This is a genomic window from Kitasatospora sp. NPDC059408, from assembly GCF_042751525.1.
Classification (GTDB): Bacteria; Actinomycetota; Actinomycetes; order Streptomycetales; family Streptomycetaceae; genus Kitasatospora.
The window spans coordinates 54723-76289 of record NZ_JBHYWI010000014.1 but is presented as its reverse complement, the minus strand read 5'-3'; the positions used below and the strand labels follow the sequence as shown (position 1 = coordinate 76289).

Here is a 21567-nt window from a genome sequence, read left to right as displayed (position 1 = left end):
CGTGCGGCGACGAACGAGACGGACGGCCAGTCAGGCCCGCTCCGTACGACCGGACCTGACCGCCCGTACCGCTCAGCCCCGCTCGCCCGTGAAACTGTCCCCTGCGGAAACCCGAGGCCCGACCCGCAATGAACCTGACCTCCATACAGCTGGTCTGGACCGTCGTCGGCGGCGCAGCCCTGCTGTTCGTCGCCATCCTCATGGCGACGCTGCGATTCAAGAACGCGAAGAAGGACGAGTCCGGCGACTCGTGGGAGCGCAGCGAGGAGCGGCGCCGCCGCAAGGAGATGATCTACGGGATCTCCTCCTACACGCTGCTGTTCTGCTGCGCCGGCGTCGCGGCCGCGCTGTCCTTCCACGGCCTAGTGGGCTTCGGCAAGGAGAACCTGGGCCTGTCGAACGGCTGGGAGTACCTCGTCCCGTTCGGCCTGGACGGCGCCGCGATGTTCTGCTCGGTGCTCGCCGTCCGCGAGGCCAGCCACGGTGACGCGGCGCTCGGCTCGCGCCTGCTGGTCTGGGTCTTCGCGATCGCCTCGGCCTGGTTCAACTGGGTGCACGCGCCGCGCGGCCTCGGTCACGCCGGCGCCCCGCAGTTCTTCTCCGGCATGTCGATCTCGGCGGCCATCCTGTTCGACCGGGCGCTGAAGCAGACCCGCAAGGCCGCGCTGCGCGAGCAGGGCCTGGTGCCGCGCCCGCTGCCGCAGATCCGGATCGTGCGCTGGCTGCGCGCCCCGCGCGAGACGTACGCGGCGTGGTCCCTGATGCTGCTGGAGAACGTCCGCAGCCTGGACGAGGCGGTCGAGGAGGTCCGCGAGGAGCGCCAGGCGAAGCAGGACGCCAAGGTGCGCGCCCGCACCGCCGACCGCCGCGAGCGGGCCGAGCTGAAGGCGCTCTCCCGGCGCCAGGGCGGCGTGCTGTCGCGGACCCGCGGCGGCCGCAACCTGCCCGCGCTCACGGCGGCCGGCGACGGCCCGACCGCTACGGAGCCTGCCCTAGCCGCCGGGTCGGACACCGCCTCCCCCGCCTCCACGGGCTCCCTGTTCGAGCCCTCCTCGCGCAGCACCCTGGACTCCGGCCGCACCCCGCGTGCCGCCGTCGGCTCGTCCTCCTACTCGTCGCCGACGACCTACTCGTCGTCGTCCTCGTCCTACTCGTCCTCGTCGTCCTCCTCCGCCTACTCGTCCTCGTCCTCCTCGTCGTCCGCCCTCGACGCGTCGGGCTCCGCCCGCCGCAGCTCGGCGATCGACCTCACGGCCGACGACGACACGCTGTCGATGCCGAAGCTGGACTCCCTGGAGCGCAAGCTGCGCGCCATCGAGCAGCAGCTGGGCTGAGCCGAGCGGCAGCACCCGCGCACGACACGCGAAAACGGCCGCCCCCGGATTCCCGGGAGGCGGCCGTTTTCGCGTGCAACGGGCGGAGCGGACGGGCTACTTGTCCGCGCCCACCAGCTCGTTCTCCTCGCCCGCGCCGTCGCCCTCGCGCCGGTTGCGCAGGATCGACGAGCCGAGCGCGAGCCCGATGAAGGCGACACCGATCAGGCCGGTGACGATCTCCGGGATGTGGAACCTGATGCCGACCAGCAGGATGCCGGCCAGCGCGCCGATCGCGTAGTGCGCGCCGTGCTCCAGGTAGACGTAGTCGTCCAGGGTGCCCTTGCGGACCAGGAAGACGGTCAGCGAGCGGATGTACATCGCGCCGATGCCGAGGCCCAGCGTGATCATGAAGATGTCGTTGGAGATGGCGAACGCGCCGACCACGCCGTCGAAGGAGAACGAGGCGTCCAGGACCTCCAGGTAGAGGAAGAGGAAGAACGCGGCCTTGCCGCCCACCTGGATCAGCGACTTGCCCGCCTTCTCGTCCTCCTCCTCGCGCTCGGCCTCGGCCTCCAGACCCGACTCGAAGATCGACGAGAGTCCGCCGACCACGAGGTAGGTGATGAGGCCGAGGACGCCGGCGAGCAGGACGGTCTCGGCGTGCTCGGCCGCGAAGAAGCGGGCCGAGAGCACGAGCGCGACCAGCGCGACGACCGAGGACAGGGCGTCCAGCTTGCCGACCTTCTCCAGCGGACGCTCGATCCAGGACAGCCAGTTGTGCTCCTTCTCCTCGAACACGAAGTCCAGGAAGATCATGAGCAGGAAGACGCCGCCGAAGGCCGCGATGGCCGGGTTGGCCGCCGCCAGGTACTGGCCGTAGGTGAGGCCGTCGTGCGTCTTGTCGGAGTGCAGCGCGAGGTCGACGACCGTCGCGGGGTTGAGCTTCGCGGTGAGGCCGACGACCAGCAGCGGGAAGACCAGGCGCATGCCGAAGACGGCGATCAGGACGCCGACGGTCAGGAAGATCTTCTGCCAGTACGGGTTCATCCGCTTCAACACGGTGGCGTTGACCACCGCGTTGTCGAACGACAGGGAGATCTCCAGGATCGAGAGGATCAGCACGATGCCGAACCCCTTGGCCCCCCAGAAGAGACCGGCCGCGGCCAGGCCGACGGCGGTGATCGCGAACGACCAGCCGAAAGTGCGGAGGAACACGGGACTTGGTTACCTTTCGGGATGTTTCGGGCGTGCCCAGGTGCGGCCTCGTCCCGAGACGCCCCGACCGGGCGCCGCCCGGTCAGGTCACCTCCGCACTGCCCTCCGTCGTCATGACGGTTTCGTGATCATGGAATGGATGCGCTTGGTCCGTCCTCCGCTGCCACCGACCCCCTACTGGACGTTGACGCCGAAGTCGAGGGCGATGCCGCGCAGGCCGGAGGCGTAACCCTGGCCCACCGCGCGGAACTTCCACTCGCCCGCGTACCGGTACAGCTCGCCGAAGATCATCGCGGTCTCGCTGGACGCGTCCTCGGAGAGGTCGTAGCGGGCGATCTCCCGGCCGTCCACGGAGTCGACGACCCGGATGAACGCGTTGCGCACCTGGCCGAAGTTCTGCAGCCGCGCCTCGGCCTCGTAGATCGAGACCGCGAAGACGACCTTGTCGGCCTGGGCCGGGACCAGTTCCAGGTTGACGAGGACCACCTCGTCGTCGCCTGAGTCGTCGCCACCGGTGAGGTTGTCACCCTGGTGTTCGACGGAGCCCTCCGGGCTCCTGAGGTTGTTGTAGAAGACGAAGTACTCGTCCCCCAGCACCCGGCCCCCGCCGCAGATCAGCGCGCTCGCGTCGAGGTCGAACGGTGCGCCGGTGGTGGAGCGGGCGGACCAGCCGAGTCCGATCTGCACCTGCGTCAGATTGGGCGCGGCCTTGCTGAGCGAGACGTTCCCGCCCTTGGCGAGTGTGACGACCATGGCTGTTCTTCCTCCCTTGCCTTCTCCCGGGGCGCGTTGTTCGGCGCGACGTTCCAGGTTTAGTCGCCCGAGGCCCCGGCCGGCCCCCTTGAGCCGCCTGAACTTCCTGAACTCACATCCTCGCAGCGCCCGCGGACAGCACGAAGCCGGGGCGGCCGAGGACCCTCGGGTCCGCGGCCACCCCGGCCGGGTGACGCGGTGTCGGGGCGCCGCACGCCCCGTCGGACGAACGGCGGATCAGACGTTGACGCCGAAGTCCTGGGCGATGCCGCGCAGGCCGGAGGCGTAACCCTGGCCGATGGCGCGGAACTTCCACTCGCCGCCGGCCCGGTACAGCTCGCCGAAGACCATCGCGGTCTCGGTCGAGGCGTCCTCGGAGAGGTCGTAGCGGGCGAGTTCCTTGTTGTCGGCCTGGTTGACGACCCGGATGAACGCGTTGCGCACCTGGCCGAAGCTCTGCGAGCGGGTCTCGGCGTCGTAGATCGAGACCGGGAAGACGATCTTCTGGACGTCGGCCGGGACGGTGCTCAGGTTGACCTTGATCGCCTCGTCGTCGCCCTCGCCCTCGCCCGTGCGGTTGTCGCCGGTGTGCTCGACCGAGCCGTCCGGGCTGCGCAGGTTGTTGAAGAAGACGAAGTTGCCGTCGCCGGACACCTTGCCGAGGTCGTTGCAGAGCAGGGCGCTGGCGTCCAGGTCGAAGTCCGTGCCGGTGGTGGTCCGGACGTCCCAGCCCAGGCCGACGACGACGGCCGTGAGGCCGGGGGCCTCCTTGGTGAGCGAGACGTTGCCGCCCTTGCTGAGGCTGACTCCCACGTGTCCTCCAAGAATCGGGAGGCACGCGCGGCGCGCCCCCGGTGGTGCGGTGCGGGGCACGAGCCGGCCTGGCGGCCTCCGCGCCCCACCCGATCAACGGACCGAGCGTAGTTCGAAGTTCCCCCGCCGGCCCACGACGCACCCGTGGAAGGCCCGGGCCGCGCCCGTCAGAGCGAGGCGAGGACGCGCAGGTACTCCTGCTCGTCCCGGGCGTCCGGGAGGCCGTTCACGACGCTCCACCGGACCGTTCCGGTGCTGTCGATCACGAACGTGCCGCGCAGGGCGCAGCCCTTCTCCTCGTCGAACACGCCGTACGCGCGGGCGACCTCGCCGTGCGGCCAGAAGTCGGCGAGCAGCGGGAAGTCCAGGCCCTCCCGGTCGGCGAAGACGCGCTGGGAGAACTGCGAGTCGACGGAGATCCCGAGCACCTGGACGGCGTCGTTCTGCAGCCGCGGCAGTTCCTTCTGGATCGCGCCGAGCTCGCCGGTGCAGACCCCGGTGAAGGCGAACGGGTAGAAGACCAGGACGACGGCCTTGGCGCCCCGGAAGTCCGAGAGCCCGATCAGCTCGCCGTGCTGGGTCCTGAGCTCGAAGTCCGGAGCCCCGGTGCCGACCTCGACGGCCATGGTGGGACCTTTCTGACGGGCGGGCGCCGCCCGGCGGGCGCGGCGAGCCAACATCCTCGCATCCGTTCGGGTGCGTTCGGCCGGACGGGTGAGGGCGGGCCGCCGGACGGCCGACGGCGTTCGCCCTGGGCGAACGCCTCCCCCGGCGCGGCGTCCGGCCGCAGCGGCGGAACTCCGGAGGCCGGGCGGTACCGGGACGCCTGGCAGCCGGTACGCCGAGCGACACCGGAACACCGAGCGGCGCCGGAGCACCGGAGCACCGGAGCACCGGAACGGAAAACGGCCGGGCCCCGCCGGAGGAGTTCCGACGGGGCCCGGCCGGGGCTCTTCAGCGGCCCGGGGCTCGGTGCGCGGTCAGCGCTTGCCGCCCGCCTTCGGGGCGGCCTTGGTCGCCAGGCGGGTGGCCGCCCAGTCCTTGGCGACGGCGATGGAGCTGGTCTGCGACAGGCCGGCGGTCTTGGCCGCGTCGGCGATGTCCGAGGCCTCGATGTGGCCGTCGCGGCCGGTCTTGGGCGTCAGCAGCCAGATGAGGCCGCCCTCGGCCAGGTACTCCAGGGCGTCGACGAGGGCGTCGGTGAGGTCCCCGTCGTCGTCGCGGTGCCACAGCAGGACGGCGTCGGCGACGTCGTCGTAGTCCTCGTCGACGAGATCCGTCCCGGTGATCTCCTCGATGCCCTCGCGGAGATCCTGGTCAGTGTCTTCGTCGTACCCCAGCTCCTGAACGATCTGGCCCTCCTCGAAGTTGAGACGGGCCGCCGGGTTGGACTTGTCCGCGGGGTCCGCGGTCGCGCTCACGGGAATAACCTCCAGTATTCGGCTCGGCATCCATGCCGAGGCTGTGGCCGTAGTCCACACGGGCGCGGCGGTTCGCGCAAGTACCCGACCCCCGATCCCCTCCAAAGGTTGACGTGTCGCACCGGGACACGCCGGTCGAGGTGGCGGGAATCACACCGATTTGCCCTTCTCTGCATGGGACAAGGATGCTTCGGGTGGTCCCGGCCCACAGGCCGTACGCATGCCCGAGATGCGAACGGCATTCGGGTCCGCGCGTGCGCGGGCGTAGAGTCTCCTGTTGGCCCTCACCCCGGCCGCCCGCCATCGGGCGGACGGGAAACCAGGTCGGACCACCTCTTTTCGTAACACCCGGGGGTGCGCGACGCAGGCGAAGACGCCTGTTCCGCTCACCGCCAGACCGTCCCGCCCACCAGGCGGAACGGTTACCGATCGGTAGAGATGACGGATCTCCGAGCGCGGTAGCACGATGGAGGCGGCGCGACACACCTCAGTTTCGACCGACAGTGAAGGAACAGCGTGGCTTCCGGATCCGATCGCAACCCGATCATCATTGGCGGCCTTCCGAGTCAGGTCCCGGACTTCGATCCCGAGGAGACCGCGGAATGGCTGGAGTCGCTTGACGCGGCCATCGACGAGCGGGGGCGCGAGCGTGCCCGTTACCTGATGCTCCGCCTGATCGAGCGCGCCCGCGAGAAGCGTGTCGCCGTGCCCGAGATGCGCAGCACGGACTACGTCAACACCATCGCGACCAAGGACGAGCCGTTCTTCCCCGGCAACGAGGAGATCGAGCGCAAGATCCTGAACGCGACCCGCTGGAACGCGGCCGTCATGGTCTCCCGTGCCCAGCGTCCCGGCATCGGCGTGGGCGGCCACATCGCCACCTTCGCCTCCTCCGCGTCGCTCTACGACGTCGGCTTCAACTACTTCTTCCGTGGCAAGGACGCCGAGGGCGAGTCCGGCGACCAGATCTTCTTCCAGGGCCACGCCTCCCCCGGCATCTACGCCCGCGCCTTCCTCCTGGACCGACTCACCGAGCAGCAGCTCGACGCGTTCCGCCAGGAGAAGTCGAAGGCCCCGTACGGCCTGTCCAGCTACCCGCACCCGCGGCTGATGCCGGACTTCTGGGAGTTCCCGACCGTCTCGATGGGCCTCGGCCCCCTCGGTGCGATCTACCAGGCCCGGATGAACCGCTACCTGGAGCACCGCGGCATCAAGGACACCTCCGACTCGCAGGTGTACGCCTTCCTCGGCGACGGCGAGATGGACGAGCCCGAGTCGCTGGGCCAGCTGTCCCTGGCCGCGCGCGAGGGCCTGGACAACCTGACCTTCGTGGTCAACTGCAACCTGCAGCGCCTGGACGGCCCGGTCCGCGGCAACGGCAAGATCATCCAGGAGCTGGAGTCCCAGTTCCGGGGCGCCGGCTGGAACGTGATCAAGCTGGTCTGGGACCGCAGCTGGGACCCGCTGCTCGCGCAGGACCGAGACGGCGTCCTGGTCAACAAGCTGAACACCACGGTGGACGGCCAGTTCCAGACCTACGCCACCGAGACCGGCCAGTACATCCGCGAGCACTTCTTCGGCTCCGACCTGCGCCTGCGCAAGATGGTCGAGAGCATGACCGACCAGCAGATCCAGCACCTGGGTCGCGGCGGCCACGACCACAAGAAGATCTACGCGGCGTTCAAGGCGGCCCGCGAGCACCAGGGCCAGCCGACGGTCATCCTGGCCCAGACGGTCAAGGGCTGGACGCTGGGCCCCAACTTCGAGGGCCGCAACGCCACCCACCAGATGAAGAAGCTGACGGTCGAGGACCTGAAGCGCTTCCGCGACCGGCTGCACCTGCCGATCACCGACAAGCAGCTCGACGAGGGCTACCCGCCCTACTACCACCCGGGCCGCGACTCGGAAGAGATCCAGTACATGCACGACCGCCGCAGCGAGCTGGGCGGCTACGTACCGACCCGCAAGGTGCGCCCGCGCAAGCTGGAACTGCCCGGCGACGACGCCTACAAGGCGGTCAAGAAGGGGTCCGGCAACCAGACCATCGCCACCACCATGGCGTTCGTCCGGGTGCTCAAGGACCTCATGCGGGACAAGGGCATCGGCAACCGCTTCGTGCCGATCGCGCCCGACGAGTACCGCACCTTCGGCATGGACTCGCTCTTCCCGTCGGCGAAGATCTACAACCCGCTCGGCCAGACCTACGAGTCGGTCGACCGCGACCTGCTCCTCGCCTACAAGGAGTCGCCGACCGGCCAGATGCTGCACGACGGCATCTCCGAGGCCGGCTGCACCGCCTCGCTGATCGCCGCCGGCTCGTCCTACGCCACCCACGGCGAGCCGCTGATCCCGGTCTACGTCTTCTACTCGATGTTCGGGTTCCAGCGCACCGGCGACCAGTTCTGGCAGATGGCCGACCAGCTGGCCCGCGGCTTCGTGATCGGCGCCACCGCCGGCCGCACCACGCTGACCGGCGAGGGCCTGCAGCACGCCGACGGCCACTCGCACCTGCTGGCCTCGACCAACCCCGGCGTCGTCGCGTACGACCCGGCGTACGGCTTCGAGATCGCGCACATCGTCCAGGACGGTCTGCGCCGGATGTACGGCACCAGTGCCGAGCACCCGCACGGCGAGGACGTGTTCTACTACATGACCGTCTACAACGAGCCGATCAAGATGCCGGCCGAGCCCGAGAACGTGGACGTCGAGGGCATCCTCAAGGGTCTGCACAAGTACGCGCCGGCCACCGCCGGCCAGATCCCGGCCCAGATCCTCGCCTCCGGCGTGGCGGTGCCGTGGGCCCTGGAGGCCCAGCGCATCCTCGCCGAGGAGTGGAACGTCAAGGCCGACGTCTGGTCCGCGACCTCCTGGAACGAGCTGCGCCGCGACGCGGTGGAGGCCGAGGAGTTCAACCTGCTGCACCCCGAGGAGCAGCAGCGCGTCCCGTACGTCACCCAGAAGCTCCAGGGCTCCGAGGGTCCGTTCGTCGCCGTGTCCGACTGGATGCGCGCGGTGCCGGACCAGATCTCGCGCTGGGTGCCGGGTCAGTGGCAGTCGCTGGGTGCCGACGGCTTCGGCTTCGCCGACACCCGTGGCGCCGCCCGCCGCTTCTTCCACATCGACGCGCAGTCGGTCGTCCTGGGGGTGCTCACCGAGCTCGCCAAGCAGGGCAAGATCGACCGCAGCGCGCTGAAGGAGGCGGTCGACCGCTACCAGCTGCTCGACGTGACCGCGGCCGACCCGGGCGCCGCCGGCGGCGACGCCTGATCAGCCCGTAGGCACTGAAGGGGCCGGACTCCCGCAGGGGGTCCGGCCCTTCGGCCTTCCGGGGCGGCGCCGGGTGCGCGAACGGCCCCGGACTCCGCCGAGTCCGGGGCCGCCGTACGGGCGCGCGACGGTCAGATGTGCACGGCCGGGCCCGCGTCGTTGGCGCCGCGGCGGGTGAGCAGGCCGAGCAGGGCGGCGCCGAAGGCCACCACCGCGGCCACCGCGAAGGCGAGCGACATGCCGCTCACGAAGGACTGGTGGACCGCGCCGGCCATCCCGTCCACGACCTGCTGCGGGGTGCCGGGCGGGGCCGGCGGGGCGATGCCGAGCTGGGCGGCCTGCTTGAGGCCCTCGGCCTGCGGGCCCTCGACCGGCGGCAGCCCGGCCTTGGCCCAGTTGCCGGGCAGCACGTCGCCGACCTTGGCGGCCATCAGCGCGCCCAGCACGGCGGTGCCGAGGCTGCCGCCGACCTGCATCGCGGCCTGCTGGAGGCCGCCGGCCACACCGGACAGCTCCAGCGGGGCGTTGCCGACGATCACCTCGGTGGCGCCGACCATGACCGGGCTGATGCCGAGGCCCATCAGGACGAACCACAGCGACATCACGCCGGTGCCCGAGCCGGTGTCCAGGGTGGACATGCCGAACATCGCGGCGGTGGTGATCAGCATGCCGGCCACGATCGGGACGCGCGGGCCGAGCTTGCCGATCGCGATGCCGGCGACCGGCGAGCCGACGATCATCATGCCGGTCATCGGCAGCAGGTGGACGCCCGCCTGGACCGGCGTCATCCCGTGCACGTTCTGCAGGTAGAAGGTGACGAAGAAGATCGCGCCGAAGAACGCGAAGGCCATCAGCACCATCAGCAGCGTGCCCGCCGACAGCGGCACCGAGCGGAACAGGCCGAGCGGGATCAGCGGCTCCCCGGCCCTGCCCTGCCAGAGCGCGAACAGCACCATCAGCACGACGGCGCCGCCGAGGAGCAGCAGCGTGGACGCGTCGCCCCAGCCCCACTCGGGGGCCTTGATGATGCCGAAGACGAGGGCGAACATCGCCACCGAGAGCAGCACGATGCCGGGCACGTCGAAGGACTTGGCGGCGTTCTCGGCGCGGACGTCCCGGAGCACCAGCAGGCCGAGGACGAGCGCGATCAGGCCGACCGGGATGTTGATGAAGAACACCGACTCCCAGCTGACGTGCTCGACCAGCAGGCCGCCGACGATCGGGCCGGCCGCGGTGGAGGCGCCGATCACGCCGCCCCAGATGCCGATCGCCATGTTGAGCTTCTCGGCCGGGAAGGCCCCGCGCAGCAGGCCGAGCGCGGCCGGCTGGAGCAGCGCGCCGAACAGGCCCTGCAGGACGCGGAAGGCGATCACGGTCCGGATGTCGCCGGCGAAGCCGATCGCGGCCGAGGTGGCGGCGAAGCCGACCGCGCCGACCAGGAACGTGGTCTTGTGCCCGAAGCGGTCGCCGATCTTGCCGGCGGTGATCAGGAAGACCGCGAGCGCGAGCAGGTAACCGCTGGTCACCCACTGGATCTCGGACGGCGCGGCCTTCAGCTTCTCCTGGATGACCGGGTTGGCGATCGCGACGATCGTGCCGTCCAGGGCGACCATCATCACGCCGACCGCGACGGTCAGCAGGGTCAGCCACGGGTGGCCCTTGATCCCACCCCCCGGCGGTGCCGAGCGCTGCGGCGGGTCGTCCGCCCTGGCGTTGTTGACGACGGACTGGCTCATCTGGGGCCCTCCACGGGGCGTGTGCGGCGAACGAAGCCGAATGAACGTGGTCGTGGCGCCCCGGCCCACCCGTCCCCACGAGCTACCCGGCCCGACGGGCGCCACTTCCGGCAGATTATGTCAGCCACTGACAATAGGCAAAGGCTGACTTCTGGCCAGTGCTGCCGTTTGTCAGGCCGCTAAGGTTGTCCTCCCACCCCGACCGCACCCGCGCCCGGAAGGCCCCGCCATGGCCGCTCACGCCCCCCACCCCGCTGCCCCGACCGGCCCCGCGCCGATCACCCCGCCGGGGCGGGTGCCCGGACTGCGGGAGCGCAAGAAGCAGCAGACCCGCGACGCCCTCGTCCAGGCCGCCCACGTCCTCTTCCTCGGCCAGGGCTTCGCGCGGACCACCGTCGACGAGATCGCCACCGCCGTCGACGTCTCCCAGCGCACCTTCTTCCGCTACTTCGCCAACAAGGACGAGGTCGCGCTCGCCGTCATGGCCGACGCCGAGGACTACTTCATCGAGTGCCTGCGCCACCGCCCCGCCGCCGAGACCCCGCTCCAGGCGCTGCGCGCCTCGATCGTCAAGGCCTGGCGCGACCTCGGGAGCGCCGAGCGCACCGGCCTCGGCTCCATCCACAGCGCCCTCGAACTCATGCGGATGATCGAGGAGACCCCCACCCTGCTCGCCGCCCACCTGCGCCGGGTCACCGAACAGGAGCGGGTCGTGGTCCAGGTGATCGCCGAGCGCGAGGGCCTCGACCCGGCCCTGGACCTGCGCCCCACCGTCCTCGCCGCCGTCTTCGGCAGCGTGCTGCGCGCCGCCCACCTCTCCTGGACCGCCGACCAGGAACCGGCCGGCCCGGAGGGCATGATCGCCGTGATCGAGCGCCACTTCGACCAGCTCGGCCCCGCCCTCGCCGGCCACTGGCGCTCGTAGCACCCGGGGACACGCCGGAGTCATGGCCGGAGTCATACCGGAGTACTAGGCGCGATCCGGTCCCCGGTCCGACGCCGACCGCGCCACCCGCCCCTACGCTGGCCGGATGATCGCCCCGCCCACCGGGAAGCCCCGCCGGCCGTCCCCGCGCGCCCTGTTCGTCGCGCTGCTGAGCCCGTCCACCGACCACACGCCGCTCCTGGCGCAGTCACGCCGGCCCTGGCTGCGCTACCTGCCGTACGTCCTCGCGCTGGCCGCGATCTCCGCGTTGCTGCCCAGCTCGATCAACGTGCTCGCCAACGACTACGGGATCGACACCGGGCTCGCGGCGGCCCTCGCCGTCGCGCAGACCGCGCCGCTGCTCCTGGCGCCCGCCCGGCCGCTGCCCGCCTGGTGGATGATCGGGCTGACGGACCTCCTCACGGCCGCGGTGGTGCTCGCCACGGCCACCAAGACCGCGCCGGTCTTCCCCTGGCCGGCCACCAACCTGGTCGGGTACCTGCTGCTGATGGTGCCGCTCGCCCTCCGCGAGGCGCGCCGCACCCTGGTCGCGGTGTGGCTGGCCACCACCGCCGTGAGCCTCGTGTTCTCCGTGCTCGGCGCGGTGCGCGACTGGGGCGGGGACAACAGCCTGCTGGCGATCGCCCTCAGCGGCGCGGTCCTGGTCCTCGGCGGCGCCCTGCGGGAACGCGCCGAGGCCCGCCGGCTGCTCACCGAGCAGGAGCACATCAGCGAGGCCGAGCGCGAGCGCCGCACGCTGCTGGAGGAGCGCGCCCGGATCGCGCGCGAGCTGCACGACGTGGTGGCGCACCACATGTCGGTGATCGCGGTGCAGGCGGCCAGCGCGCCGTACCGGATCGGCGGCGTCCCGGACGAGGCCGTCGAGGAGTTCACCGCGATCGCCGGCTCGGCCCGCGAGTCGCTCGCCGAAATGCGGCGCCTGCTGGGGGTGTTGCGCAGCGAGGAGAGCGCGGCCGAGACGGCGCCCCAGCCGGGCGTGGAGCAACTCGGCCAACTGGTCGAGACGGTGGGCCGGGCCGGGGTGCCGGCCGAACTGACGGCGGATCCGGGACTGGCGGGGCGGGTGCCGCAGGCCGTCGCCCTCTCCGCGTACCGGATCGTCCAGGAGGCGCTGGCCAACGTCGTCCGGCACGCGCCCGGGGCGCGGACCTGGGTGTCGCTCACGGCCGCCGGCCCCGAGCTGCTGGTCACCGTGGTGAACGCGCCGCCGCCCGAACGCCGCGAGTCGCTGGAGGCCACGGCCGAGGGCACCGGGCAGGGGCTGGTCGGCATGCGCGAACGCGTCCGGCTCGTGGATGGCAGGCTGGACACCGGCCCGCTGCCGGACGGCGGCTTCAAGGTGGCCGCCGTCCTGCCCCTCGACCCCGCCCGGGAGACACCCGCATGACCATCCGCGTGATCATCGTCGACGACCAGGCCATGGTGCGGGCCGGCTTCGCCGCACTGCTGAACGCCCAGAGCGACATCGACGTGGTGGGGGACGCGGCGGACGGCGCGCAGGCCCTGGAGGTCAGCGGCCGCACCCACCCGGACGTCGTCCTGATGGACGTCCGGATGCCCGGCATGGACGGCCTGGAGGCGGCCCGCCGGCTGCTCGACCCGGCCGTGCCGGGCGCGCACCGGCCCAAGGTGCTGATGCTGACCACCTTCGACGTGGACGACTACGTGTACGAGGCGCTGCGCGCCGGGGCGAGCGGCTTCCTGCTGAAGGACGCCCCGCCGGCCGACCTGATCGCCGCCGTGCGGGTCGTCGCGGCCGGGGAGGCGCTGCTCGCGCCCTCGGTGACGCGCCGGCTGATCGAGGACTTCGCCCGCACCCGCCCGGCCCGCCGGCGCGACCCCAAGGTGCGGCTCAACGGCCTGACCCCGCGCGAGACCGAGGTGCTGGAGCTGATCGCCCGCGGCCTGTCCAACCAGGAGATCGCCGGCCGCCTGGTGCTGGCCGAGCAGACGGTCAAGACGCACATCGGCCGGATCCTGGCCAAGCTCGACCTGCGTGACCGCGCCCAGGCGGTCGTGCTCGCCTACGAGTCCGGGCTCGTGACCCCTGGTGGGTAGCAGGTAGTACCGGGGTAGCACCCCCGACTTGGCCCCGCGGTGTGACGTCCGCGGGGCCTTCCCGTTCCTACCTTCCTCTCCGTCGCCAGTGAGCAACGGACAAGGGAGCACGGGAAGATGGGAAAGTTTCGGGCCAGGCGTGCGATCGCCGCCGCCACGGTGGCCCTCGCGGCGGTACTCGGCGCCGGCGGCTGGGCCGCCGACACGCAGCAGCCCGTCACCGGCCCGCCGCCCGGCAGCGCCGCGTGGACGGCCGACACCGCCCTCGGCCTCCGGCTGCCCGACCCGGCCGCCACCGACCCGGCCGAAGTCGCCGCGTTCTTCGCCCGGTTGACGCCCGCCCAGGGCGAGGCCCTCGCCGCCCGGCACCCGCTGGTGGTCGGCAACCTGGACGGCGCGCCCGTCCGACTCCGCTACCACGCCAACGCCCTGGCCCTCGCCGCCGAGCGCGACCGGGAAGCCGCCCGCGCCGCCGACCCGGCGCTCACCCCGCAGGACCAGGCCGCCGCCCGCACCCGCGCCGAGCGCTACCGCACCCTGCTCGACGGCGGACGGCAGGTCCTCGCCTTCGACCCGCGCGGCCGCGGCCAGGTCGCCGAGGTCTACGGCGACCTGGCCGGCGCGAGTCGCACCGCCGTCGTCGTCCCCGGCTCCGACATCGACCTGCTGAACTTCGACCGCGCCGCCGACCCGTACGGCACCCCCGCCGGCATGGCGAGGTCCCTGTACGAGGCCACCGGCCGGACGACCGCCGTCATCGCCTGGGCCGGCTACACCACCCCGGTCGGACTCGGCGTGGACGCCGCCACCGAGGACCTGGCCCGCGCCGGCGCCGGCCGGCTGGCCCGGCTGCTCGACGGGCTCGCCGTCAGCACCCGCCCCGAGGCCCCGGCCACCGTCTTCTGCCACAGCTACGGCTCGGTCGTCTGCGGCCTGGCCCACCCGGGCCCCGCACAGGCCTCCGGCGTGGTGGTGCTCGGCTCGCCCGGCATGGGCGTCGGCTCCGCCGCCGACCTCGACCCCCGCGTCCCGCTCTGGGCCACCACCCGCAACGACTCCGACTGGATCGGCCGGGTGCCCAACGTCTCGTTGTTCGGCCTCGGCCACGGCGCCGACCCGACCGGCCCGGACTTCGGCGCCCGCCCCCTGCCGTCCACCGGCTCGCACGGCCACACCGGCTACTTCGCCCCCGGCACCGCCTCGCTCACCGCCTACGCCGCCCTCGCGCAGGGCCGCTGACCAGCCCGGACCGCCGCAACCGGAGAAGGAGCACCGCCATGGCCCACCCGCTCACCACCCTGCGCCGCGCCGCCCACGAGGTCGACGCCCGCACCCCCGCGCACCGCGACCGCGCCCTCGACGGCCTGCGCGCCCTCGCCCTGCTCGCCGTCCCGCTCGGGCACTGGATGCTCGGCGGCTTCACCCGCGACCCCGACGGCACCCTGCACAACGCCAGCCCGCTCTCCGCCCTCGGCGGCTTCGCCCCGGTCAGCTGGGTGCTGCAGATGCTCGGGGTGTTCTTCCTGGTCGGCGGCTACTCCTCGGTCCGCTCGCTGGACCGCGCCCGCGCCAGGGGCACGACCTACGGGGGCTGGCTGCGCGCCCGGACGGTCCGGCTGCTGCGCCCGGTGCTCGGCGTGACGGCGGTGTGGGCGGTGCTGATCCCGGTGCTGCCCCGGCTCGGCGTCCCGGCCGGCACCGTCCGCACCGGCGCGACGCTGGTGGTACAGCCGCTCTGGTACATCGCCGTCTACCTGGGGGTGACCGCGCTCACCTCGGCCTGCCTGGCCGCCGCCCGTCGGCTCGGCGCGTGGTCGGCGGGGCTCCTGGTGGCCGTCGTCGCCGTGGTGGACGCACTGCGGTACGGGCCGTGGGCGGAGGCGGTGCCGTCCTGGGTCGGGCTGGTCAACATCCTGCCGGGCTGGCTGTTCGGCTACCAGCTGGGCGTGCTGTGGGCGCGGGGCCGGCTCGACCGCCGGGCCGCGCGGGTCCTGCTGGGCGGCGGCGCCGTGCTGTTCGCCGCGCTGCTGCTGGTGTTCCACTACCCGGCGAGCATGGTCGGCGTGCCCGGCGTCGAGCGGACCAACTCGCACCCGCCGTCCCTGCTGGTGCTCGCCCTGGCGGCGGCGCAGTGCGGCGCCGCGGTGCTGCTGCGGGAGCGTCTGGGCCGGCTGCTGAACCGCCGTCCGCTGCTGTGGCTGCCGGTGGTCGTGGTCAACCTGTCGGCGATGACGGTCTTCTGCTGGCACCAGACCGCGATGCTCGCCGTGGCGGTGCCCGGCGCCGCCGGCCTCGGCGCCGTCCCCGGGCTGACCACCGCGCCGGACTCCCTCGCCTGGGTGGCCGCCCGGCTGGCGCTGCTCCCGCTGTTCGCGGCCGCACTGGTGGCGATCGGTTGGTTCGCCCGGCGGTTCGACGCGCCGTGGACGGCCCTCTCCCGCCCGTGGAAGGCCGTGGCCGGAGCCGGTGCGGCCCTGTTCACCGCGTACGCGCTGGGCGTGGTGTGACCCGCCCGCCCCAGCCGGCACACGCCCCCGGAGCGCCTCGGCGCGCACCGGGGGCGCGTTGTCGGTGGCGTGCTCTAACCTGCCGCCATGGTGACGTTCGACGAGTTCCGCGCGATGGCCCTGGCCCTTCCGGAGGCCGCGCAGGAGCCGACGTGGGAGATCGAGACGCTGCGGGTGCGGGCCAGGATCTTCGCGATGGGCTCCCCCGAGGGCGAGCGGGTCACCGTCAAGGCCAGTCCCGAGGACCAGGCCGAACTCCTGGCCGCCGAACCCGAGGTGTTCTCGTCCGCCCCCTACGTCGGCCGGCACGGCTGGGTGAGCGTCCGGCTGGACCTCGTCGACCCCGAGGAGCTCCGCGACCTGGTCACCGAGGCCTGGCGGCGCACCGCGCCGAAGCGACTCGTCAGGGAGTTCGACGAGGGGGCGCGGTGACGCCCGGGACGACGGCGCCCCCGGCCCGGCGGGGCGTCCCGGACCACGGGAGGACGCGAACCGGACACCCACGGTTCATGTGATCCATCCCACAGTTTGGGCGTGTCCGTCACCCTCCCGTGACCTCTACGCTTGCGGAGGGAAGTTCGCAGTCTGACGCACCCCTCGGGCCCCGCCCAGGACATGGTGACGGGCCCAAGGGAGTTGGTGCGGTGCGCAACCGTCGACGCTGGAAGCGTGTACTGATCGGGGCGTTCGCGGGCTTCGCGGTCCTCGCCGACGCCGGCGCCTCGGCCGCCGCGGCCGCCGCCTCCACCGAGCAGCTGGCGATCAGCACGCCCCCGGCCGGCAGCGCCGCCTGGGTCCAGGACCACTCCTTCGGCCGCGGCCTGCCCGACCCGGCCACCACCACCCCGGCCGCCGCCGCCGAGTTCTTCGCCTCGCTGGCCCCCACCGAGCTCGACCGGCTGATCCGGCAGTACCCGCTGGTCGTCGGCAACTTCGACGGCGCCCCGCTCGACCTGCGCTACCGCGCCAACCGGATCGCCCTCACCGAGGAGCGCGACGCCGCCCGCGCCCGCGCCAACGACCCCAAGCTCGACTCCGACGCCCGCGCGCTGGCCGTCTCCCGCGCCAACGACGTCGAGCACCTGCTCTCCCCCGACCGCCAGGTCCTCGCCTTCGACCCGCGCGGGCGCGGCCTGGTCACCGAGGTGTGGGGCGACCTCGCCGACGCCGAGCGGGTCTCCGTCCTGGTGCCCGGCTCGGACGCCGACCTCGGCCACTTCGACCAGGCCGCCGACCCGCTGCGCTCCCCCGCCGGCATGGCCCGCGCCCTGTACGCCGAGGAGCACAAGCAGGCCCCGAAGACCCGCACCGCGGTGATCGCCTGGACCGGCTACGTCACTCCCTCCGGCCTCGGCCCGGACGCCGTCACCTCCCGCCTCGCCGACATCGGCGCGCCCCGGCTGCAGCGCCTGCTCGCCGGGCTCAAGGAGACCACCCGCCCGGACGCGCCGCCGTCCCTGCTGTGCCACTCCTACGGGTCCGTGGTCTGCGGCGACGCCGCCCCCGAGATCCCGCGCGCCGCGGCCTCGCCGTCCGACACCTCCGGCGTCACCGACATGATGGTGTTCGGCAGCCCCGGCATGGGCGTGCAGAGCACCAGCGAGCTCGGCACCGGCGTCAAGGTGTGGGCCACCCGCAACCCCAGCGACTGGATCGGCAACGTCCCGTACCTGGAGGTCGGCGGCCTGGGCCACGGCGCCGACCCGACGTCCTCCGGCTTCGGCGCCGAGGAGATCTCCTCGGCCCGCGCGGCCGGCCACAACGGCTACTTCACCGAGGGCACCGACAGCCTGCACAACTTCGCGGCGATCTCGCTCGGCCACTACCAGGACGTCGTCCTCCGGCCGCAGTCCGGCTCCTGATCCCCGCCGGGAGCTCAAGGCCGGGGGCGAAAGGCACGCCCTACTCCTGGTAGAGCCTCAGCGCCTCCGCCGCCGCCCGGGCCAGTTCCCGGCGGGCGGCGGGCGGGGACAGCACCTCGGCCTCCGGGCCGAAGGCGAGCAGCGCGCGGACGGCGGCCGGCGTGGGGAACGCCATCGCCAGCTCGACCCACTCCTCGGCCGGCCCGGCGCCCGCCTCCGGCGGCTGCGCGGTGACCCGCCCGCCGTGGACCCGGACGAACAGGTCCAGCCGCCCGCGCCGCACCCGCACCCGCACCGGCAGCTCGTTCGGCCGCCGCTCCACGTGCTCGCGCAGCCCCGCCCACACGTCGCCGAGCCCCGCCCCGGGGCGGCGGCGCACCGGCTCCTCGGCCGTCTCGGCGGCCAGCACCCGGTCGGCCCGGAACAGCCGGGGCTCGCCGTTCAGGTCGGCCACCAGGTACCAGAGCGCGGCCCGGCTCACCAGGCCGTACGGGTCGACGGTGTACTCCACCGGCACCGGCGTGCCGCCGTGCCGGTAGCGCAGGCGCAGCCGCCGGTCGGCGAAGACGGCGTACTGCAGCTCGCCCAGGTCCGGCCCGGCAGCGGCGCCGGCCCCGCTCGGCAGCCAGCGCGGCGGGTCGACCAGGACGCGCTCGCCGCCGCGCCCGCCGGCGGGCGGCTCCGGCGCCGGCAGCGCCGCCATCACCTTGCGCAGCGCCGAGCCGAGCGCCCCGTCCAGCGCGAGCTCGCCGTGCGCGCCCCGCGCTGACAGCACGAGCAGCGCGCGGGCCTCGTCCCCGGTCAGCCCGCCGACGTCGGCGCGGTGGCCGGGCAGCAGGCCGATGCCGCCGCGCCGGCCGCGCTCGGTGAACACCGGGACGCCGGCCGCGGCGAGCGACTCCACGTCGCGGTAGATGGTGCGGACGGACACCTCCAGGCGCTCCGCCAGTTCCGTGGCGGGCATCCGGCCGCGGGTCTGCAGCAGCAGGAGGATCGAGAGCAGCCGGTCGGCCTTCATGGCAGCAGAATCGCAGCAATCATGACGCCCGTTGTCAGGCTTTACCCGGAGATTGCCCGCTCGATACGAAATCCCGTTCGATTACCGGGAGTTGACCCGCCGTACGCGAGCGGCCCGGGGAGCCGGCGCAGCCCCCCGGGCCGAACGCGCCCGGCCCCGAAGGCCGTTACTCGCGCTCGACCTGCGTGTTCGCCATGCTCGGGTAGCGGTCCCCGGCCACCTCGCCGGCCACCGGCTCCAGCAGCGCCAGTTCGGCGGGGTGGAGCTCCAGCGTCGCGGCGGCGGTGTTCTCCGCGAGCCGGGTGCGCTTGCGGGTGCCGGGGATCGGCACGACGGTGAGCCCGTGCACCTGCGCCCGCTGGTGCACCCAGGCCAGCGCGACCTGGGCCGGCGTCACCCCGCGGTCCGCCGCGATCCGCCGCACCGGCTCCAGCAGGGCGTCGTTGGCCTTCGCGTTGGCGCCGGTGAAGCGCGGCTGGGTGCGCCGGAAGTCGTCGGCCGGGAGCTGCTCGGCGTCCTGGAAGGAACCGGTCAGGAAACCCCGGCCGAGCGGCGAGTACGGCACGAACGCGACGCCCAGCCCGGCCGCGGCCGGCACCACCGAGCGCTCGACGTCGCGGGAGAACACCGACCACTCGGACTGCACCGCGGCGATCGGGTGGACGGCGTGCGCCTCGCGCAGCTCGGCCCCGGTCACCTCGGAGAGCCCGAGGTGGCGCACCTTGCCGGCCCGCACCAACTCGGCCATGGCGCCCACGGATTCGGCGAGCGGCACGGCCGGGTCGCGGCGGTGCATGTAGTAGAGGTCGATGACGTCGACACCCAGCCGGCGCAGTGAGGCGTCGACCGCGCCCCGGATGTACTCGGGGTCGTTGCGGACGGCCCGGTAGCCCGGGTCCTCCGCCCTGCGCTCGATGGCGAACTTGGTGGCGATCACCACCCGGTCGCGGTTGGCCCGGACGAACGGGCCGATCAGCTCCTCGTTGTGGCCGGAGCCGTACATGTCGGCCGTGTCGAACAGGGTGACGCCGGCCTCCAGGGCGGCGTCCAGGGTGGCCAGCGACTCGGTCGTGTCGGTCGGGCCGTAGAACTCGCTCATGCCCATGCAGCCGAGGCCCTGGACACCGACGAGCGGGCCGTCGGCGCCGAGTCGGGCGGTGGGGAGTGCGGGGTGCGTCATGCTCGCTGCTCTTCCTCTGCTCGGTAGTACTGGCACTGGACGGGTGCGCCGGCGGCGTCGGCGATCTTCCCCGCGTAGAGATCGATCTTGTAGTCGAGGACGGCGAGAGTGGCCTGGAGGTCGGCGATCCGCTGGCGGACCTCCTCGCGCTGCGTCACCAGCAGCTGCCGCCGGCCCTCGTACGTCCGCTCGCCCTCGCGGGCCATGTCGACGTACCTGAGCATGTCCGCCACCGACATGCCGGTCAGCCGCAGCCGGCCGAGGAAGGCCAGCCGGTGCAGGTCGGCGTCGCAGTAGCGGCGCTGGCCGCCGACCGCGCGGTCGACCGGGTCGAGCAGGCCGATCCGCTCGTACCAGCGCAGGGTGTGCGTGGTCAGTCCACTGGCCGCCGAGACCTCGCTGATGGTGTGCCGCGGAGTCCGGTCCGGATCGCCGACCGGCCGGCCGAACACCTCGGAACAGCTCCGCAGATCGACCTCGACGGGTGCGAGTGTGGCCATGACCGATACCCCCTGTGCCGTGATGACGACGACGCTACCTAGTTGGAGTGCACTCCAAGCAAGCCTCACAACCGGGTGGTCCCGCCACCCGCTTTCGAGCCCCGTTAGAGTCGGGCCCATGGAGAGCTTGCGGATGATCGAGAACTGGCCCGTCCCCCACGCCGCCGCGGCGGTCGTCCGGGGCTCGGACGGAGCGGTGCTGGGCTCGCACGGACCGCAGCAGCACCTGTTCCCGCTCGCGTCGGTGACCAAGCTGCTCACCTCCTACGCCGCGCTGGTCGCCGTGGAGGAGGGCGTCTTCGAGCTCGACGACCCGGCCGGCCCGCCCGGTTCGACCGTCCGCCACCTGCTCGCCCACACCTCCGGCCTCGGCTTCGACGAGGACCGGGTGTTCGGCGAGCCGGGCAAGCGCCGCCTCTACTCCAACGCCGGCTTCGACGCGCTGGCGAACGCTCTCGCCACGGCCGCCGGGATCGAGTTCTCGCGCTACGCCGCCGAGGCCGTGTTCGAGCCGCTGGGCATGCACGACACCCTGGTCAACACCGCCCACAAGTCCCCGGCCGGCGCCGGCGGCCTGTCCACGCTCGCCGACCTCACCCGGTTCGCCGCCGAGCTGCAGTCCCCCAAGCTGCTCGACCCGTCCACCGTCCACCGGGCCACCCGCGAGGTCGCCTTCCCCGGCACCAGCGGCGTGCTGCCCGGCTACGGCCACCGCCGCCCCAACGACTGGGGCCTCGGCTTCGAGATCCGCGACGGCAAGACCCCGCACTGGACGGGCACCGCCAACTCCCCCGCGACCTTCGGCCACTTCGGCCAGTCCGGCACCTTCCTGTGGGTCGACCCGGCGGCCGGGGCCGCCTGCATCGCCCTCACCGACCGGGACTTCGGCCCCTGGGCGGCCGAGGCCTGGCCGCAGCTGTCCGACGCGGTGCTGGCCGAACTGCCGGGGCTGGCCTAGCTGCCGGGACTGGCCTG

The 21567-nt window shown here is 72.9% G+C and carries 19 protein-coding genes; 10 read left to right on the top strand and 9 right to left on the bottom strand.

Annotation, left to right across the window (positions count from 1 at the left end; all coding sequences use genetic code 11):
- Window positions 1-128: 128 nt before the first annotated feature.
- On the top strand, window positions 129-1334 hold the full coding sequence (locus ACFXDE_RS12370) for a DUF2637 domain-containing protein (RefSeq protein WP_380493451.1): 1206 nt from the start codon (window positions 129-131) through the stop codon (window positions 1332-1334).
- A 96-nt stretch (window positions 1335-1430) separates the two neighbouring features.
- On the opposite strand, the gene ACFXDE_RS12365 is transcribed toward ACFXDE_RS12370, so the two are convergent.
- The 5 genes from ACFXDE_RS12365 to ACFXDE_RS12345 all read right to left on the bottom strand — a co-directional run bounded on the left by ACFXDE_RS12365 (window position 1431) and on the right by ACFXDE_RS12345 (window position 5518).
- Entirely contained in the window at window positions 1431-2531 is a 1101-nt protein-coding gene (locus ACFXDE_RS12365) for a DUF475 domain-containing protein (protein ID WP_380439323.1), read from the bottom strand.
- A 174-nt stretch (window positions 2532-2705) separates the two neighbouring features.
- A complete protein-coding gene (locus ACFXDE_RS12360; protein WP_380493449.1) occupies window positions 2706-3284 on the bottom strand; it encodes a TerD family protein in 579 nt (192 codons plus the stop codon).
- A gap of 237 nt (window positions 3285-3521) precedes the next feature.
- On the bottom strand, window positions 3522-4097 hold the full coding sequence (locus tag ACFXDE_RS12355; protein WP_380439318.1) for a TerD family protein: 576 nt from the start codon (window positions 4095-4097) through the stop codon (window positions 3522-3524).
- Window positions 4098-4264: 167 nt separating this feature from the next.
- Window positions 4265-4723 (bottom strand): peroxiredoxin, encoded by a 459-nt coding sequence (locus ACFXDE_RS12350; protein ID WP_380493446.1) that lies wholly within the window; start codon window positions 4721-4723, stop codon window positions 4265-4267.
- 354 nt (window positions 4724-5077) lie between these two features.
- On the bottom strand, window positions 5078-5518 hold the full coding sequence (locus ACFXDE_RS12345) for a DUF3052 domain-containing protein (protein ID WP_380439314.1): 441 nt from the start codon (window positions 5516-5518) through the stop codon (window positions 5078-5080).
- A 516-nt stretch (window positions 5519-6034) separates the two neighbouring features.
- On the opposite strand from ACFXDE_RS12345, the gene aceE reads away from it, so the two are divergent.
- Entirely contained in the window at window positions 6035-8785 is a 2751-nt protein-coding gene (gene aceE, locus ACFXDE_RS12340; protein ID WP_380439312.1) for a pyruvate dehydrogenase (acetyl-transferring), homodimeric type, read from the top strand.
- 131 nt (window positions 8786-8916) lie between these two features.
- On the opposite strand, the gene ACFXDE_RS12335 is transcribed toward aceE, so the two are convergent.
- Window positions 8917-10521: an MFS transporter gene (locus tag ACFXDE_RS12335; protein ID WP_380493444.1), complete on the bottom strand. Its 1605-nt coding sequence runs from the start codon at window positions 10519-10521 to the stop codon at window positions 8917-8919.
- 229 nt (window positions 10522-10750) lie between these two features.
- Here ACFXDE_RS12335 and ACFXDE_RS12330 point away from each other — a divergent pair, with 229 nt between their 5' ends.
- The 7 genes from ACFXDE_RS12330 to ACFXDE_RS12300 all read left to right on the top strand — a co-directional run bounded on the left by ACFXDE_RS12330 (window position 10751) and on the right by ACFXDE_RS12300 (window position 17894).
- Window positions 10751-11446 (top strand): TetR family transcriptional regulator, encoded by a 696-nt coding sequence (locus ACFXDE_RS12330; protein ID WP_380439308.1) that lies wholly within the window; start codon window positions 10751-10753, stop codon window positions 11444-11446.
- Between the two features lie 106 nt (window positions 11447-11552).
- Window positions 11553-12854: a sensor histidine kinase gene (locus ACFXDE_RS12325; RefSeq protein ID WP_380493441.1), complete on the top strand. Its 1302-nt coding sequence runs from the start codon at window positions 11553-11555 to the stop codon at window positions 12852-12854.
- Complete coding sequence (locus ACFXDE_RS12320) at window positions 12851-13525, top strand: response regulator (RefSeq protein ID WP_380439304.1); 675 nt, start codon at window positions 12851-12853, stop codon at window positions 13523-13525. The genes ACFXDE_RS12325 and ACFXDE_RS12320 overlap by 4 nt, the downstream gene beginning before the upstream one ends.
- A gap of 117 nt (window positions 13526-13642) precedes the next feature.
- On the top strand, window positions 13643-14764 hold the full coding sequence (locus tag ACFXDE_RS12315; protein WP_380493438.1) for an alpha/beta hydrolase: 1122 nt from the start codon (window positions 13643-13645) through the stop codon (window positions 14762-14764).
- Between the two features lie 38 nt (window positions 14765-14802).
- Complete coding sequence (locus tag ACFXDE_RS12310; protein ID WP_380493436.1) at window positions 14803-16032, top strand: acyltransferase; 1230 nt, start codon at window positions 14803-14805, stop codon at window positions 16030-16032.
- Between the two features lie 87 nt (window positions 16033-16119).
- The gene (locus ACFXDE_RS12305; protein ID WP_380439298.1) at window positions 16120-16464 is read left to right on the top strand and encodes an MmcQ/YjbR family DNA-binding protein; all 345 of its coding nucleotides are present in this window, start codon (window positions 16120-16122) and stop codon (window positions 16462-16464) included.
- A gap of 212 nt (window positions 16465-16676) precedes the next feature.
- Window positions 16677-17894: an alpha/beta hydrolase gene (locus ACFXDE_RS12300; RefSeq protein WP_380493434.1), complete on the top strand. Its 1218-nt coding sequence runs from the start codon at window positions 16677-16679 to the stop codon at window positions 17892-17894.
- 40 nt (window positions 17895-17934) lie between these two features.
- Here the strand turns inward: ACFXDE_RS12300 and ACFXDE_RS12295 are convergent, their stop codons facing one another.
- The 3 genes from ACFXDE_RS12295 to ACFXDE_RS12285 all read right to left on the bottom strand — a co-directional run bounded on the left by ACFXDE_RS12295 (window position 17935) and on the right by ACFXDE_RS12285 (window position 20592).
- Entirely contained in the window at window positions 17935-18912 is a 978-nt protein-coding gene (locus tag ACFXDE_RS12295) for a helix-turn-helix transcriptional regulator (protein ID WP_380439294.1), read from the bottom strand.
- 166 nt (window positions 18913-19078) lie between these two features.
- The gene (locus ACFXDE_RS12290) at window positions 19079-20092 is read right to left on the bottom strand and encodes an aldo/keto reductase (protein ID WP_380493431.1); all 1014 of its coding nucleotides are present in this window, start codon (window positions 20090-20092) and stop codon (window positions 19079-19081) included.
- The gene (locus tag ACFXDE_RS12285; RefSeq protein WP_380439291.1) at window positions 20089-20592 is read right to left on the bottom strand and encodes a MerR family transcriptional regulator; all 504 of its coding nucleotides are present in this window, start codon (window positions 20590-20592) and stop codon (window positions 20089-20091) included. Before ACFXDE_RS12285 ends, ACFXDE_RS12290 begins: the two co-directional genes overlap by 4 nt.
- A 118-nt stretch (window positions 20593-20710) precedes the next feature.
- On the opposite strand from ACFXDE_RS12285, the gene ACFXDE_RS12280 reads away from it, so the two are divergent.
- The gene (locus ACFXDE_RS12280; protein WP_380439289.1) at window positions 20711-21550 is read left to right on the top strand and encodes a serine hydrolase domain-containing protein; all 840 of its coding nucleotides are present in this window, start codon (window positions 20711-20713) and stop codon (window positions 21548-21550) included.
- Window positions 21551-21567 lie beyond the last annotated feature (17 nt).

Coding starts and splice junctions, on each gene's coding strand:
- ACFXDE_RS12315 (WP_380493438.1), top strand. CDS start 13,643: ATGGGAAAGTTTCGGGCCAGGCGTGCGATCGCCGCCGCCACGGTGGCC.
- ACFXDE_RS12360 (WP_380493449.1), bottom strand. CDS start 3,284: ATGGTCGTCACACTCGCCAAGGGCGGGAACGTCTCGCTCAGCAAGGCC.
- ACFXDE_RS12370 (WP_380493451.1), top strand. CDS start 129: ATGAACCTGACCTCCATACAGCTGGTCTGGACCGTCGTCGGCGGCGCA.
- ACFXDE_RS12335 (WP_380493444.1), bottom strand. CDS start 10,521: ATGAGCCAGTCCGTCGTCAACAACGCCAGGGCGGACGACCCGCCGCAG.
- ACFXDE_RS12295 (WP_380439294.1), bottom strand. CDS start 18,912: ATGAAGGCCGACCGGCTGCTCTCGATCCTCCTGCTGCTGCAGACCCGC.
- ACFXDE_RS12310 (WP_380493436.1), top strand. CDS start 14,803: ATGGCCCACCCGCTCACCACCCTGCGCCGCGCCGCCCACGAGGTCGAC.
- ACFXDE_RS12350 (WP_380493446.1), bottom strand. CDS start 4,723: ATGGCCGTCGAGGTCGGCACCGGGGCTCCGGACTTCGAGCTCAGGACC.
- ACFXDE_RS12305 (WP_380439298.1), top strand. CDS start 16,120: ATGGTGACGTTCGACGAGTTCCGCGCGATGGCCCTGGCCCTTCCGGAG.
- ACFXDE_RS12330 (WP_380439308.1), top strand. CDS start 10,751: ATGGCCGCTCACGCCCCCCACCCCGCTGCCCCGACCGGCCCCGCGCCG.
- ACFXDE_RS12285 (WP_380439291.1), bottom strand. CDS start 20,592: ATGGCCACACTCGCACCCGTCGAGGTCGATCTGCGGAGCTGTTCCGAG.
- ACFXDE_RS12325 (WP_380493441.1), top strand. CDS start 11,553: ATGATCGCCCCGCCCACCGGGAAGCCCCGCCGGCCGTCCCCGCGCGCC.
- ACFXDE_RS12280 (WP_380439289.1), top strand. CDS start 20,711: ATGGAGAGCTTGCGGATGATCGAGAACTGGCCCGTCCCCCACGCCGCC.
- ACFXDE_RS12290 (WP_380493431.1), bottom strand. CDS start 20,092: ATGACGCACCCCGCACTCCCCACCGCCCGACTCGGCGCCGACGGCCCG.
- ACFXDE_RS12320 (WP_380439304.1), top strand. CDS start 12,851: ATGACCATCCGCGTGATCATCGTCGACGACCAGGCCATGGTGCGGGCC.